The sequence below is a fragment of the Arthrobacter sp. PvP023 genome (assembly GCF_017832975.1).
In the GTDB taxonomy this organism is placed as follows: domain Bacteria; phylum Actinomycetota; class Actinomycetes; order Actinomycetales; family Micrococcaceae; genus Arthrobacter.
This window is the reverse complement of record NZ_JAFIBI010000001.1, coordinates 1,664,363-1,679,426: the sequence shown is the minus strand read 5'-3', so window position 1 is coordinate 1,679,426 and position 15,064 is coordinate 1,664,363. Positions and strand designations below refer to the sequence as shown.

Genomic DNA, 15,064 nt, shown 5'->3' with positions numbered 1-15,064 from the left:
CCGCGCATGCGTTTGAATGGATAGGTGATTCGGCTCACGATAGCCTTGGCCTACATCGTCACAGATCGGAAGAGATAACCATGAGCAACTCCCCAGACAACAACGATGTTGTCATCCTCGCTGCGGCCCGCACGCCGCAGGGCCGCCTCAACGGACAGTTGGCCGGCTTCACGGCGGTGGAGCTCGGGGCGCATGCCATCAAGGCGGCCCTCGCCGCGAGCGGCGTTGCCGCGGACCAGGTGGATGCGGTCATCATGGGCCAGGTGCTGCAGGCGGGAGCGGGCCAGAACCCGGCGCGGCAGAGCGCCATCGGCGCCGGCATCGGCTGGAACGTCCCCACGGTCACTATCAACAAAGTGTGCCTTTCCGGCCTCACAGCCGTGATCGACGCCGCCCGCATGATCCGCAGCGGTGATGCCGCCGTCGTCGTCGCCGGCGGCCAGGAATCCATGTCCCGGGCGCCGCACATCCTGCCGGGTTCCCGCCAGGGTTGGACTTACGGGAGTGTCCAGGCGCTGGACGTGGCCGCGCATGACGGCCTGACCGATGCCTTCGACGGACAGTCCATGGGCCTGTCCACGGAAAGCAAGAACCTGGTTCTGGGCATCGACCGGACCTCGCAGGACAATGTGGCGGCCCAGTCCCACCAGCGCGCCGCCCTGGCCGCGAAGAACGGAGTTTTCGACGACGAGATCGCCCCGATCAGCGTCAAACAGCGGAAGGGGGATCCGGTGGTGGTGGCCACTGACGAAGGAGTGCGCCCAAACACGTCGATCGAGTCGCTGGCCGGGCTCCGTGCGGCGTTCGTCAGCGACGGCACCATCACGGCGGGCAACTCCTCTCCCCTGTCCGACGGCGCTGCCGCCCTGGTGTTGACCAGCCGGAAGTTCGCGGAAGACAACGGCCTGGACTATCTTGCGGTGGTGGGCAAGCCGGGCCAGGTTGCAGGCCCGGACAATTCGCTGCACTCGCAGCCGTCCAATGCAATAAAGAGCGCCCTGGACCGTGCCGGATGGACCACTGCGGACCTCGACTTCATTGAGATCAACGAGGCCTTCGGTTCGGTTGCCGTCCAGTCGCTCAAGGACCTCCAGTACCCGCTGGAGAAGTGCAACATCCACGGCGGCGCCATCGCCCTCGGGCACCCCATCGGGGCCTCGGGCGCCCGCCTGGCCGGACATGCCGCACACGAACTGAAACGCCGCGGCTCCGGCAAGGCCGCTGTTTCCCTGTGCGGCGGCGGCGGGCAGGGCGAAGCCCTCCTCCTCTACCGCGACTGACGACTGTGGCTGGCAACGCCGTGGCTGGCAACGCCGACAACGCCACCGGCGGCACGAACGGAACCGACGGCACCGGCGGCACCGGCAGGGAGCGGTTCCTTGCCGATGCCGCCGCCCGCGGGCTGGAGGTCCAGCTCGTGGAGCGGCTCGCCGCGGACAGCCTCCAAGAGGCGGCCCGGATCCTGGGCATCCAGCCGTCGGACATTGTGAAGTCCCTGGTGGTCAAGCACAAGGACGGCAGCTTCCTGTTTGCCTTGGTGCCGGGAGACCGCCAGATTTCCTGGCCGAAGCTCCGCAGCCTGCTGGGTGTCAACAAGCTTTCCCTGCCGCCGGCCGACGTCGCGCTCGAGGCCACCGGTTACGAGCGCGGTACGATCACCCCGCTGGGCAGCACCACGCCGTGGCCGGTCTACGCGGACGCGGCCATCACAGGGCGGCGGATTTCCATGGGTGCCGGGCAGCACGGCTACAGTGCCTTCGTGGACGCCGATGCCCTGACCGCGGCGCTGGACGCCGTGGTCGCGGACATCAGCGACGCCGTCCAGGTCCCGGCGCCGCCCGGCGGCCACGTCTAGGGTGTGACCGTCAGCGGCTGGCCGTTGACCACAAGCCGCCAGTCATTCCGGCTGAACAGGGCTGCATCAAGGGTGCCGTTGTCAACAACGTAGTCAATGATCCGCTGCCGGATCTCCTGCTGGCTGTTGGACAGGACGGGCGCCGTCTTGACTGCCGGGAAATTCCCGCCGCCGCTCTGGCGGTAGTTGTTGATGGCCATGGCGAATACCTGGTCCGCACGCAGCGCCTCTCCCCCGTAGCTGAGGTTGACGATACGCCCGCCAACGGGCCGCGCCAGGTCGATGTCGTAGGTCAGCGGCGCATCAAGGCCGTAGACGACGTCGTAGTTGTAGTCCGGGGTCCCGTTCGGCGCCATAGCGGTGCCGGCGTTGGTGACGTCGGCCGCGCGGGCCGTGGCGGAACTGACCGGCTTGAAGTACTGCGCTGACCATTCGAGGTAGGCCTTCACCTGGGCACCGGTGACCTTGATGGACAGCAGCGTGTTGTCGAATATGTAGAGCCCCGCGACATCACGGATGGTCAGGGGCCCGGCTTTGACGTCCACGGCGCGCGAAAACGCCGCGGCAATGGACAGCACCGGAAGGCCGGCCGCAGTGCCGCCGGCCAGTTCGGCCTTGATGGTGCTGGCCTGGACGTAGTTGATGGCGTCGATGGCCGCGGAGTCCTCCCAGCAGGCGGTGGCCGTGCTGAGCGGGGCCGTGGACGTTCCAATCACCTCGTTCACGTACGCCACCGTAGCGTCGTGCCCGGCCTGAACGGCGCGGACGACGGCGGGATCCGCCTCTACGGTCTTGGCGTCCAGCAGGTGGGACGACGCTGAAGTGACGCTCCACTGCCCCTTCTCCTTGGCCAACTGAAGGTCCATCACGGCAACCCGCATGCCCCACTTCAGCGGCTCGGTGAGGAGCACCTGCTTGCCGGTGGCCCTGTTACGGACGAATCGTTCCGGGATCTCCACGTGGGCGTGGCCCACCAGGATGGCATCGATCCCCGGCACTTCCTCCGCCAACTGTGTGGAGGCATTTTCAGGGAACGGAAGGGCGTCTCCGTAGGAGGATCCCGGCGTCGCGCCTGAATGGCTGGAGACGATCACGACGTCGGCTCCGGCGGCCTTCATTTGCGGGATGACGATCCTGGCTTCTTCAACAATTCCGTTGAAGTCCAGTTTTCCCTGGACGTTGTCGCGGTCCCAGAGTGCGCAACCGGGTGTCACGAAGCCGACCAGTCCCACGGTCAGCCAGCCGTTGTCCGTCTTCACGCGCTTGAGCACATACGGGGTGAAGGCCCGCTCCCCGGTCACGGCGTCGTGGACGTTGGCACCGAGGAGCGGGAAGTCGAGTTGCTTCTCCCAGGTGCGAAGCAGCGGGATGCCGTAATTGAACTCGTGGTTGCCAAGACCGACGGCGTCGTAGCCCACCGCGTTCATGGCGAGGGCCATGGGGTGCGTGACCGACTCGGAAATTGGGCGAATTTTGGCAAAGTAGTAGGCCAGCGGCGTTCCCTGGATGGTGTCGCCCGCGTCGATGGTCAGCGTGCCTTGCGCCCCCCGCTCGGCCCGCATTGCCTTGATCAGCGTGGCCGCCTGGGCGACGCCGATCTTGTTGCCCGCCGCGTCCGCGTAGGCCGTGTCCTTGAAGTAGTCCCAGTTGAAGACGTTGTTATGCAGGTCGGTCGTGCCGAGCACTGTCAGGGTGAACTGCTTCTTTCCTCCGGGCTGGAGCGCCGGCAGGGCCTGTGCGCCGGGGGCTCCGGCCAGGGTGGCTGCGGCGGCGGTCCCGCCGACGAGGGCGGCCGTGAGCATGGCGCGGCGGGAGGGCGGAGAGGTCGGATCGGTCATCGTGTGAACTCCTTGACGTAGGTGGCCGGTAGGCACAAATCCAAAGTCTAGGGCTGCCTGAAGACCATGAAAAGGAGAGTCCACAATCTTTTTTCGGAACTTCACCCACTGTTGGTGCAGGTCCCGGACGCAGGAAACCCCGCCCACCGGAGTGGACGGGGTTTCCCGGAGCAGAAAGGAAAGCTGAACGCTTCCCGGAGCTCGAAGTGTTACTTGAGGGTAACGGTGGCGCCGGCAGCTTCGAGCTGCTCCTTTGCCTTCTCGGCAGCTTCCTTGGTGGCGCCTTCGAGGACGGCCTTCGGAGCGCTGTCAACCAGGTCCTTGGCTTCCTTGAGGCCCAGGGAAGTGATGGCGCGAACTTCCTTGATCACTGCGATCTTCTTGTCGCCAGCAGCTTCGAGGACGACGTCGAAGTCGGTCTTCTCTTCAGCTTCTTCAGCAGCGGCAGCCGGGCCGGCAACGGCAACGGCAGCAGCGGTAACTTCGAAGGTCTCTTCGAAGAGCTTGACGAACTCGGAGAGCTCGATGATGGTCAGTTCCTTGAAAGCTTCAATGAGCTCTTCGTTGGTGAGCTTCGCCATGGTGTGGCGTCCTTCCTATAGGTGGTGCTTGGCGGCCTGGGCCGTTGCCTTCACACCGGAGTCTGGTTTGAAAGAGAGTTAGTTCTCTTCGGTGGCTGCGGCTTCGGCCGGAGCTTCGGTCTCTGCTGCTTCTGCTGCCGGGGCTTCTTCAGCGGCGGGCGCTTCGGCAGCTGCCGGTGCACCGTTCTCTTCTTCAAGCTTGAGGCGCAGGGCGTCGATGATGCGTGCAGCAGCGGCAGCAGGAGCCTTGAGGATGCCTGCAACCTTGGCGAGCTGCAGCTCGCGGGACTCGAGTGCTGCCAGGGCAGCAACTTCGCTGGCGTTCAGTGCCTTACCCTCGAAGTAACCGGTCTTGATAACCAGCTGCTTGTTGGTCTTGGCAAAATCCGTCAGGCTCTTGGCAGCTGCAACTGCGTCACCCTTGATGAACGCGATTGCAGTGGGGCCGGCGAGCTGACCGTCGAATGCTTCGACACCAGCTTCCTTGGCTGCAATTGCGGTCAGGGTGTTCTTGACGACCGCGAACTTGGTGTCCTGGCCGAGAGAAACGCGCAGCTGCTTGAGCTGTGCAACGGTGAGCCCACGGTATTCGGTCAGGACAGCGGCGTTCGATTCCTTGAAATCGTTAGTGATCTCAGCTACTGCTGAAACCTTGGTAGGCGTTGCCATAACCCTCCTTCCGGGGATAGTGCCGGTGTTCCGGGTCCCCGCTCAGGTGAGCTAAAACTAAAAACGCCCCGGGCAGATGCACGGGGCTTGGCTCGACACGGTCCATGACTGTGGAGCTTTACTTCGTTCACCTGCGCTGGCCGCCCTATGTTCAGGGTCCTTCGTCCGGAGATCCACTGGCTCTCCCGCACACAACTGCAGAATTGAGCGATGCCCAGGAGAGTGGATTTCCAACAACCGACGGTCTTTGGTCCTCCAAGCTTACGGGCAACGCGGCCCGTACTCCAAATCGGCGCCGTTCAGCTGCTGCTCGGCCCCAGGTCCGGGAGGTCCTTCTGCCATATCCCCGTAACGCCTGCGGTATTGAAGCCCAGCTGCTGGTTCACTTTGAGCAGATATCTGTTTTCCGGGGCATTCCAGGTGTAGATGACCCTGGCGTCGGGGAACTGCTCGGTGAGGCGCACCATGTTCGCCACCTTGATCAGGAGGCCCAGCTTGTTGCCCCGGTGTTCCTGCATCACCACGGTGTCGTCCTGGAACACAACGTCCTGCCTTTGGGACAGGACGCTGATGGTGGTCAGCCCCACCAGCATGCCGGTGGCGATATGTTCGACGGCGGTGACCACCGTCCGCCGTCCCTGCGCGATAGTGGCGTCTTCCGCCTTCCGGATCATGGCGCCGTCGAACACCATCTGCTCTTCAGTCCGAGCGGACGGTTCGGTGTCTTCACCGGCCTGGTTCTCCAGGGCGGCCACGCCCTCGAGCCAGACGTCCGGGCACCTGTCCGTCCAGTGATGCAAGCGGTAGCGGCCCGAATTGGCCTGCTCGGCTTCGTCGGACAGCTCCGCGACCAGCTTGGTGTCCAGCGGCAACAGGCACGAACTGAACTGCTCGATGTGCTGCAAGGTGTAGCCGGTCTTCCGGGCGAACTCCACTTCCCGGCTTCCCATCGGAACAAAGCCGAGCCCGGAACCGGGGACAAGCTGGTCATCCACGGAGCTGCTCAATGAAACGCCAGGATGGTTGGTGTCGATCAGGATCAGGCTCCGGCCTTCGGCCCGGGCAAACTGCTCCGCCGCTTCCAGCAACTGACGCCCCACTCCCTGGCGCTGGAATTCCGGCAGAATGTCCAGTGTGAATTCCGCGAGGTCAAGGTTGTCGGCGAGTGGCAGGGCGATGTCCACCGTGCCCACAATTTGGCCCTGCACCTTGGCCACCAGGATGACCTGGCGCTCGTAGGGATCGGCAAGTTCCAGGAGCTTTTCAAGCGGCGTGTAGGCGAGATCATCACTCCCCCACGTTTGCATTCGCACCTTCCGGCCAACTTCGACGGCGGCCAGGAAGTCGGCGCTGTCGGGCCCGTCGAGGGAATCGGGAATCCAGAGTTGTTCGATCCGTACGTCTTCAACCATAGAGGGCGTCATTCCAGTCGTTTCTGCCACTCACCTTCAAAGCCGGCGGGCTTGAATCCAAGCGAATAATTATCGCCAGCATATGCCGGTTTGCGCTGGTATTCCACGTAATGACCGGCTCCGGTCAGAGCGTCCGCTGCCATTCGCCGTCATACCCCACGGGCTCCGGCAAACCAACGGGCGCAAACGCAGAAAGACCGTCCCGCAGCTGCGGGACGGTCTTTCAGGCGGAACAGGCGAGGATTAGACCTCGGTCAGGACCTTGGTGACGTTGGGGTCAACCGAGATACCCGGGCCGAACGTGGTAGCCACGGTGGCCTTCTGGATGTAGCGGCCCTTGGAAGCGGAGGGCTTCAGGCGAAGGACCTCTTCCAGTGCGGCTGCGTAGTTCTCTGCCAGCTTGATGGCGTCGAACGAAACCTTGCCGATGATGAAGTGCAGGTTCGAGTGCTTGTCGACGCGGAAGTCGATCTTGCCGCCCTTGATGTCGTTGACAGCCTTGGTGACGTCGGGGGTCACGGTGCCGGTCTTCGGGTTCGGCATCAGGTTACGCGGACCCAGGACCTTACCGAGGCGGCCAACCTTGCCCATGAGGTCAGGGGTGGCGACGGCTGCGTCGAAGTCGGTCCAGCCTGCTGCGATCTTTTCGATCAGGTCATCGGAACCAACGAAGTCGGCGCCGGCAGCGATTGCTGCTTCTGCCTTGTCGCCCGTTGCGAAGACGAGGACGCGGGCAACCTTACCGGTGCCGTGGGGCAGGTTAACGGTGCCGCGGACCATCTGGTCAGCCTTACGCGGGTCTACACCCAGGCGGAAAGCGACCTCAACGGTGGCGTCGAACTTGGACGGGTTGGTGTCCTTGGCCAGCGTCACTGCCTCGAACGGCGCGTAGAACTTCTCCGCGTCGATCTTGGCGGCGGCTGCCTCATATGCTTTGCTGCGCTTTGCCATGCTGCTTATTCTCCTTGTGCAGTTGTGGTCTGCGGACCGCGCTGGGCCCTGCCACAGTTGGATGATCGGGCTGGATCTCCAACATTTCAATGATTCAGTGGTGCCGGTCTCCCGGCGGTGCCGTCCGGCGTCGTGATCGGTTGCCCGAATACGCGAGCCGCATCAGCGGTGGGGAATTAACCCTCGACGGTGATACCCATGGAGCGGGCGGTGCCGGCGATGATCTTCGCTGCGCCTTCGAGGCTGGTGGCGTTGAGGTCTTCCATCTTGGTGGAGGCGATCTCGTTGACCTGGGCCTGGGTCAGCTTGGCAACCTTGACGGTGTGCGGGGTAGCTGAACCCTTGGCGACGCCTGCAGCCTTTTTGATGAGCTCTGCAGCCGGCGGGGTCTTGGTGATGAACGTGAACGAGCGGTCTTCGTAGACCGTGATTTCAACAGGAATAACGTTGCCGCGCTGGGCTTCCGTCGCAGCGTTGTACGCCTTGCAGAATTCCATGATGTTGACACCGTGCTGGCCAAGCGCAGGACCGATCGGCGGGGCCGGGTTGGCGGCACCTGCCTGGATCTGCAGCTTGATGAGGCCGGTGACCTTCTTCTTGGGAGCCAATGTAGGGTCCTTCTCTCAATTACGTCCTGGGACACAGGAGCGTGCCTCAGGTTGGTGGCCGCCATGGCGAGGCGGCCGGCCGCTTCGTGGCTGCTAAGCGGGCAGCCCCGGAGCGAATTCTGTGGGTGTTACTAGATCTTGGTGACCTGGTTGAATGCCAGGGTGACCGGGGTCTCGCGTTCGAAGATGGAGACCAGCACCACGAGGGTCTGAGAATCGACCTTGATCTCGGAGATCGTCGCGGGGAGGGTCTCGAACGGACCTTCCTTGACGATGACGGACTCGCCAACTTCGAAGTCGACGTCCACGGGAGCCGCGGCGTGCTTGACCGGTTTGCCCTTCTCGGCCTGCTCTTCTTCGAAGACCGGGGCGAGCATGGAGAAGACCTCGTCGAGGCGGAGCGGCACGGGGTTGTGGGCGTTGCCCACGAATCCGGTGACACCCGGGGTGTGCCGGACGGCACCCCACGAGGCATCCGTCAGGTCCATGCGGACCAGCACGTAGCCGGGGATGCGCACGCGGTTGATGACCTTGCGCTGGGCGTTCTTGATCTCCACGACTTCTTCCATGGGAACCTGGATTTCGAAGATGTAATCTTCCATGTCCAGGGTCTGGATGCGGGTTTCAAGGTTGGCCTTCACGCGGTTTTCGTAACCTGCGTAGGAGTGGATGACGTACCAGTCGCCTTCCTGGCGGCGCAGCTTGGCCTTGAACTCCTCGGCCGGATCAACCTCGGCCTTGGCGGCAGCTGCGGCCAAGGCGTCGGCCTCATCTTCGTCGGATTCAGCGTCGTCGCCCGTTTCGGCGTCGGCATCTTCGTCGCGTTCGGCGTCGTCAGCATCAGCGTCAGCGTCGGCTTCAGAGGAATCGTCGATGGAATCGGGCGCAGCAGACTCAACCTCGGACTCTTCCCCGGCTACCACCGCGGCGTCTGTTGTGCTGTCCGTGGACCCATCCAGCTCAGTCTCAGTTACCTCGAGCTCCTGCTCAGACACTTGGTCTCCTGCTTCCTCATTGCCTAACATGCCTATTTAAATGGCTCAATTCCGCACACCCCGTGAACGCTTCCGGATTATCGGGAGCATTCCACGCAGTCTGCGGACGGATCGCCTTAGCGGTCCGTGGGGCCTGTGCCGCCGAAGACCCAGCTCACTCCGGTCCCGAAAGCCAAGTCCAGGACGGTAACAATGAGCATCATGATGATCACGAACACCAGCACCACGAGCGTGTAGTTGATCAGTTCCTTGCGGGTGGGTGCTACGACCTTCTTCAGTTCGCCGATGACCTGGCGGATGAAGAGTGCGATGCGAGCGAAGAAGCCGGACTTGGCGGCGTTCTTGGCGGGGCGGCCCTTGGAGCTGCTTGCAGCCGTTTCGGTCACCTGGTCCTCACTCATCCTCGCAAATGTCGGATACCCGGCTCTGAACTGAACCATGGTTGCTGCGCTGGCTCCGACTAAACGCCGGAACCGCTTGCGCAGGGCAGACAGGACTCGAACCTGCAACCTGCGGTTTTGGAGACCGCTGCGCTACCAATTGCGCCACTACCCTATGGATCGAAAACCAATCACACCACACTTCCCGCAGACTTCACGGGGCGCAGGCCATCATCGTGTTTTCAACACCGGAGAACTAGTCTACGCAACAACTGCGCTTACGTCGAACCAGCCTCATTTCGGACCTTCTTCGCGACTGCCAGGGCCTGCCGACCGGGACACGGTCACATTCCTGGCCGTCACGCTGAACGATCCGCTGAACAGCATAGAGTAGATCTCGTCGAATCCCACATCCAGCCATCGAGCTGCAAGCGAAGAATGGACCCCGCCATGCCTGCCGCCCGCGTTTCCCAACGCATTTCCGCTATTGCCGAATCCGCCACCCTGGCCGTTGATGCCAAGGCCAAGGCACTCAAGGCAGCCGGACGGCCGGTCATCGGCTTCGGCGCCGGGGAACCCGATTTCCCGACCCCCGGCTACATTGTGCAGGCCGCCATTGAGGCCGCCGGCCAGCCGAAGTACCACCGCTACTCCCCCGCCGGAGGGCTGCCGGAACTCAAGCAGGCCATTGCGGACAAGACGTTCCGGGACTCCGGCTACAAAGCCCAGGCGTCACAGGTCCTGGTCACCAACGGCGGCAAGCAGGCCGTTTACAACACCTTCGCCACGCTGGTTGATCCGGGCGATGAGATCATTGTTCCCACGCCGTTCTGGACCACCTACCCGGAAGCCATCCGGCTGGCCGGCGGTGTGCCGGTGGAGGTCTTCGCCGGCCCGGAACAGGACTACCTGGTCACCGTGGAGCAGCTGGAAGCGGCCCTGACCGAGCGCACCAAGATCCTGCTGTTCGTCTCGCCGTCCAACCCCACCGGTTCCGTGTACTCGCCGGAGCAGGTCCGCGAGATCGGTCTCTGGGCAGCTTCCAAGGGACTCTGGGTGGTCACCGACGAAATCTACGAACACCTCACCTATGACGGCGTTCCCTTCACGTCCATTGCCACAGCGGTTCCCGAACTGGGCGACAAGGTGGTCATCCTCAACGGCGTCGCCAAGACCTATGCCATGACCGGCTGGCGGGTGGGCTGGATGATCGGTCCGGCAGACGTCATCAAGGCGGCCACCAACCTGCAGTCCCACGCCACGTCCAACGTCTCCAACATCATGCAGATCGCGGCCCTCGCCGCCGTCTCCGGCCCGCTCACCGCGGTGGACGAGATGAAGGTGGCCTTCGACCGCCGCCGGAAGGCGATTGTCGCCGGCCTGAACGCCATCGACGGGGTGGAATGCCCGACGCCGAAGGGCGCCTTCTACGTCTACGCGGACGTCCGCGGCCTGCTGGGCAAGGAATTCGAGACGGCGAACGGCACCGTGCGCCCGCAGACTTCAGCCGAGCTCGCTGCGCTCATCCTGGATGAGGTTGAGGTTGCGGTTGTGCCGGGCGAGGCATTCGGCCCTTCAGGCTACCTGCGGCTCTCCTACGCCCTTGGCGACGACGACCTCGCCACCGGAGTGGCGCGCCTCCAGGGCTTCCTCGGCAAGGCCAAGTAGGCACGCTCTCTCACTTTTCGCAGGAAAAGCTCAGACGCTCTCTCACTTTTCTCAGGAAAGTGAGAGAGCGTCCGTGTTTGGGCGGCAGAAAGTGAGAGAGCGTCTGTGTTTGGGCGGCAGGAAGTGAGAGAGCGTCCGTGTTGGGGCGGCAGGAAGTGAGAGAGCGTCCGGGGCGCGCTAGAGGAGGCGGCGTTCGGCCGCCCATTTGGTCAGTTCGTGGCGACTGGAGAGCTGCAGTTTCCGCAGCACGGCGGAGACGTGGGTTTCCACGGTCTTGATCGAAATGAACAGCTCCTTGGCCACTTCCTTGTAGCTGTAGCCCCTCGCGATCAGCCGCATGACCTCCAGCTCACGGGCGGAGAGGCGGTCCAGTTCGTCGTCGGCGATATCCGCGGGCGCCGTGCCGAACGCATCCAGCACGAAACCCGCCAGGCGGGGCGAAAAGACGGCGTCACCGCCGGCCACGCGGAGTACGGCGTCGGTGATTTCCGTGCCGGAGATGCTCTTGGTCACGTATCCGCGGGCACCGGCGCGGATGACTGAAACGACATCTTCAGCGGCGTCCGAGACGCTCAGTGCCAGGAACCGGGTGGTGCCCAGCAGCGCGGTTGAACCGGCGATCACCTCGCGGCCCCCGCCGCCCAGCCCGCCCGGCAGGTGCACGTCCAGCAGGACCACCTCAGGCCGGGTCTGCGCGATCACCGCGATGGCCTGTTCAACCGTTCCGGCCTCGCCCACCACGGTGACCCGGGCGTCCAGGTCCGCTTTGAGCCCCGACCGGAAAATGGCGTGATCGTCCACGATGACCACCCGGATCGCCGGGGTGGCACCCGCTTCGGCACTCCCAGGTACGACGTTGTTCACGATTTTCCCTCTCCGTTGTCCGCGGCGTCGGAAGGCAGCCTGAGCCTTACCTCCGTGCCGTCCGAGCTGCTGCTGATGACCGCGGTCCCGCCGTGCCGGTTCATCCGCCCGACAATCGATTCCCGGACCCCCATGCGGTCCTCCGGAACCGACTGCGGGTCAAAACCGGGACCACGGTCCTTCACGTAAACTTCCGCGCCGCCGTCGGCCACCTCAAGATACACGGATACCGCGCCGCCGCCGTGGCGCGACGCATTCACCATGGCCTCGCGGCTGGCCTGGACCAGGGCCTCATGCCTCGGGGTCATGACGGTATCTCCCACGCTGACCACGTCCACGGCATGGCCCAGGGAATCCTCAACCTCCGCGGCGGCGGCCCTGATGCGCTCCGACAACTGCCCCGCCTCCTTGCCTGGATCACGGTACAGCCACCCCCGCAACTCGCGTTCCTGCGCGCGGGCCAGCCGCACGACGTCGTTCTCGTTGCCCGCCCGCCGCTGGATCAACGCGAGCGTCTGCAGCACGGAATCGTGCAGGTGGGCGGCAATCTCCGCGCGCTCCGTTGCCCGGACGCGGCCTGCGCGCTCGGTTTCAAGATCCCGCCAGAACTTCAAGCCCCACGGAAGCAGCACCAGTGCCACCCCGCCAAGGACCGCCACGGAAGCCAGCAGCGCCAGCCAGGTCTGTTCCCAGGAGCCGGAGCCGGACACCATCACCAGGACGCCCGCCACTACCAGGGCCAGCCCGGCGGCAAGCCTGGCCCAACCGCCGGCCTGGTCTGCCTTGGTCTTGTCGAGCAGTCCGGCACGGCGGGTTTCGTCCAGTTGGATCCAGGCGATGGCTGCCCCGCCAAGGATCGCCGCGGCCGGGATGAGCGTCCCAAGCGGAACGTCCACACCCAGCATGCGCGCGATCAGGATTCCGCCCGCCAGCAGCAGACCAGCGCCCAGGAGCACTTCCTTGCCGTACGGCATGCTCCGGATGCGGAACCACGGAGCGGTGGCCGCGGGCCCACCGGCGGCCGCACCGGCGGCCCCCTGGCTGGTACCGGCTGCGGCCCCAGCCCTGGACCCCTGGCCCGCTCCGGAGGCTAAGCCCTGATCCGGCGTATCGGGCAGGGCGGCCGTGGCCGGGAAGGCTGCTGCGGCAGGGAACGGGCCGGAGGCAAAGTCCGGCGGTACCGGCAGCTGCCCCGGTGCGCTCACGGCAGGCGCAATGGGCGACGCCGGGCGCCGCGCGTTCCGCTTCGCGTTCTCGTCCGCAGTAGGAACCATGATCCAGAGCCATGCATAGAACGCCAGCCCCGCCCCGCCGGCGAGCGCCGCCACCGCCATGCCGATCCGGACCATCCGCACCGGCCAGCCCAGGTGGGCGGCCAGGCCCGCGCAGACGCCTGCAATAACGCGGTCGCTGCTGCGGACCAGGGGAGGTCGGGTAAAGGCCGTTGTCATGTGTCAATCCAAACACGTATCAGGGTCCCGCATGCCTGATTTCAGGCGGAACCGGGGGTCAGTCAGGGGTAGCTCAGGGTGTTCCCCAATAGAGCGCAGGCGGCGCAGACGGCAGGATCGAAGTATGAACTCGCACAATGCACACCCAGATGAAGATCCGCTGCCGTCCGGCCGTCCCGATTCCGGTTCCGCCACGTCAGCTGAAGGCGGTTCCGACGGCGGCGCCCCCGTCCGGGACGGGACCGGCTCCGGTTTCGGTTCCGAGCCGGTCTCCGGGTCAGGTTCCGGCCCGGACTCGGACTCCGCGCAGGGCAGCTTCCCCGACGGCCCGCCACCGCTCTATCCCACGGCCGGGTTTCCCGGCACCCAGTACCCGGGCGGCCAGCTCCCCCCTTCCCCGCCGGCGGACGCCCCCTACGCTTACCCCCAGTCCCAGCCCCAGAACTTCTTCAACTGGGTCCGGAGCCACGGCATTCAGCGCGGACGGGACCGCTGGATTGGCGGTGTGGCCAGCGGCATCGCACACCGGCTGGGCGTCGATCCGCTGATCGTGCGCGGCGTCTTCATTGTCCTGTCGATTTTCGCCGGAATCGGAGTATTGCTCTACGGCATCGCCTGGGCCCTGCTGCCGGAGCCCGATGGCCGCATCCATGTGCAGGAAGCCGGCGCCGGACGCTGGTCCACCGGCATGACAGGGGCACTCATCACCACGGTGATCGGCTTCCCCAGCCTGGGCAGCGGGTTCTGGGGCTGGGAACGGAACGGATTCGGCGGCTTCTTCTGGACAGTCTTCTGGATAGCCGGCGCCATCTATCTCATCTACTACCTCTCGCAACGCGATAAGGCCACCACCGGAGCGCCCATCATGACCACCCCATCAGACACCGGCGCGGCCACCGGCGGAACCGCCTTTGCAGCCACGTCGCCCGCCGGTACCTCCTCCCCTGCAACGGGCACGCCCTACGAACCGGGTGCCTACGCCGGCGGCCCGTACACCGGCGGGCCCTCTGCCAGCGGTCCGTACGACGGCGGCGCTCCCGGCTCGGGCGGCTACGGCGCCATCCCGCCATACGGCGGCGGCGCTCCCGGCTCGGGCGGCTACGGCGCCATCCCGCCGTACGGCGGCGGGTACGGCGGCCCGTCCGCTCCCGCGCCCAAGGCACCGAACCTTGGCCCGGGTGCCCCTGCCGTGGCGGTAACAGCAGGTCTTGCCCTGCTGGTGGGCGGAGGCATCAAAGCCCTCGAAGCCCTCAACATCACCAACCTCGGTGACGCCACCAACGCCGTGGTGTGGGCCAGCGGCGCCGCCGTGCTGGGCCTCGGCATCCTGGTCGCAGGACTCAGGGGCAGGACCTCCGGCATCCTTGGATTCTTCGCCGTCGTGGCCCTCATCATTGGCGGGATATTCAACGTGGTGCCCAACGGAGACCGCTTCCGCTTCCAGGACGCCAACTGGAACCCGGCCAGTATCGAACAGGCGCGGGAAGGCTTCGACATCACCGGGGGCAGCGGAACAGCCGACCTGACCCGGCTGAACATCACCCCGCCGCTGGGCACCGACGTCGTCATTCCCATGGATGTCACTGCAAGCAACCTGACCGTCATCATTCCGGACACCGTTCCCGTGGAAATCCGCGCGGACATGACCCTGGGCAACCTTAATGAAGGCTCGCAGAACCACGGGGGCATGACCACCAAGCAGAGCAATTACAACACTGACAAGCCGGGCGCCGCGCTCATCCTCGAAATCGACGGCACCATGAGCAACATCACCATCCAGGAAGGAAAGTGA

14 protein-coding genes and 1 tRNA gene are annotated in these 15,064 nt (G+C 64.8%); 4 read left to right on the top strand and 11 right to left on the bottom strand.

Annotated elements, in window-relative coordinates:
* The first annotated feature begins 80 nt into the window (after window positions 1–80).
* Window positions 81–1,280, top strand: coding sequence for an acetyl-CoA C-acetyltransferase (locus tag JOE31_RS07735; RefSeq protein ID WP_209743091.1), 1,200 nt, complete (start codon window positions 81–83; stop codon window positions 1,278–1,280).
* Between the two features lie 20 nt (window positions 1,281–1,300).
* Window positions 1,301–1,855, top strand: coding sequence for an aminoacyl-tRNA deacylase (locus JOE31_RS07730; protein ID WP_209748241.1), 555 nt, complete (start codon window positions 1,301–1,303; stop codon window positions 1,853–1,855).
* Here JOE31_RS07730 and JOE31_RS07725 read toward each other — a convergent pair.
* From JOE31_RS07725 to JOE31_RS07685, 9 genes are all read right to left on the bottom strand, one after another.
* Entirely contained in the window at window positions 1,852–3,693 is a 1,842-nt protein-coding gene (locus JOE31_RS07725) for a bifunctional UDP-sugar hydrolase/5'-nucleotidase (protein WP_209743089.1), read from the bottom strand. The genes JOE31_RS07730 and JOE31_RS07725 overlap by 4 nt on opposite strands.
* Before the next feature lie 209 nt (window positions 3,694–3,902).
* A complete protein-coding gene (gene rplL, locus JOE31_RS07720) occupies window positions 3,903–4,274 on the bottom strand; it encodes a 50S ribosomal protein L7/L12 (protein ID WP_011692821.1) in 372 nt (123 codons plus the stop codon).
* A gap of 78 nt (window positions 4,275–4,352) precedes the next feature.
* On the bottom strand, window positions 4,353–4,943 hold the full coding sequence (rplJ, locus tag JOE31_RS07715; RefSeq protein WP_011692822.1) for a 50S ribosomal protein L10: 591 nt from the start codon (window positions 4,941–4,943) through the stop codon (window positions 4,353–4,355).
* 299 nt (window positions 4,944–5,242) lie between these two features.
* Window positions 5,243–6,355: a GNAT family N-acetyltransferase gene (locus JOE31_RS07710; protein WP_209743087.1), complete on the bottom strand. Its 1,113-nt coding sequence runs from the start codon at window positions 6,353–6,355 to the stop codon at window positions 5,243–5,245.
* Window positions 6,356–6,598: 243 nt separating this feature from the next.
* Window positions 6,599–7,306, bottom strand: a complete 708-nt coding sequence (gene rplA / locus JOE31_RS07705; protein WP_011692825.1) for a 50S ribosomal protein L1 — start codon at window positions 7,304–7,306, stop codon at window positions 6,599–6,601.
* A 176-nt stretch (window positions 7,307–7,482) separates the two neighbouring features.
* On the bottom strand, window positions 7,483–7,914 hold the full coding sequence (gene rplK / locus JOE31_RS07700; RefSeq protein ID WP_003803853.1) for a 50S ribosomal protein L11: 432 nt from the start codon (window positions 7,912–7,914) through the stop codon (window positions 7,483–7,485).
* 131 nt (window positions 7,915–8,045) lie between these two features.
* Complete coding sequence (gene nusG / locus JOE31_RS07695; RefSeq protein WP_209743085.1) at window positions 8,046–8,909, bottom strand: transcription termination/antitermination protein NusG; 864 nt, start codon at window positions 8,907–8,909, stop codon at window positions 8,046–8,048.
* A 116-nt stretch (window positions 8,910–9,025) separates the two neighbouring features.
* Window positions 9,026–9,310, bottom strand: coding sequence for a preprotein translocase subunit SecE (secE, locus tag JOE31_RS07690; RefSeq protein WP_043430893.1), 285 nt, complete (start codon window positions 9,308–9,310; stop codon window positions 9,026–9,028).
* Window positions 9,311–9,391: 81 nt separating this feature from the next.
* Window positions 9,392–9,464, bottom strand: a tRNA-Trp gene (locus JOE31_RS07685).
* A 275-nt stretch (window positions 9,465–9,739) separates the two neighbouring features.
* Between JOE31_RS07685 and JOE31_RS07680 the strand changes: the two genes are divergently transcribed.
* Window positions 9,740–10,957, top strand: a complete 1,218-nt coding sequence (locus JOE31_RS07680; protein WP_209743083.1) for a pyridoxal phosphate-dependent aminotransferase — start codon at window positions 9,740–9,742, stop codon at window positions 10,955–10,957.
* A gap of 177 nt (window positions 10,958–11,134) precedes the next feature.
* Here the strand turns inward: JOE31_RS07680 and JOE31_RS07675 are convergent, their stop codons facing one another.
* Window positions 11,135–11,821 (bottom strand): response regulator transcription factor, encoded by a 687-nt coding sequence (locus JOE31_RS07675; RefSeq protein ID WP_307864385.1) that lies wholly within the window; start codon window positions 11,819–11,821, stop codon window positions 11,135–11,137.
* The gene (locus tag JOE31_RS07670; RefSeq protein ID WP_209743081.1) at window positions 11,818–13,272 is read right to left on the bottom strand and encodes an ATP-binding protein; all 1,455 of its coding nucleotides are present in this window, start codon (window positions 13,270–13,272) and stop codon (window positions 11,818–11,820) included. Before JOE31_RS07670 ends, JOE31_RS07675 begins: the two co-directional genes overlap by 4 nt.
* Before the next feature lie 124 nt (window positions 13,273–13,396).
* Here JOE31_RS07670 and JOE31_RS07665 point away from each other — a divergent pair, with 124 nt between their 5' ends.
* Window positions 13,397–15,064 (top strand): PspC domain-containing protein, encoded by a 1,668-nt coding sequence (locus JOE31_RS07665; protein ID WP_209743079.1) that lies wholly within the window; start codon window positions 13,397–13,399, stop codon window positions 15,062–15,064.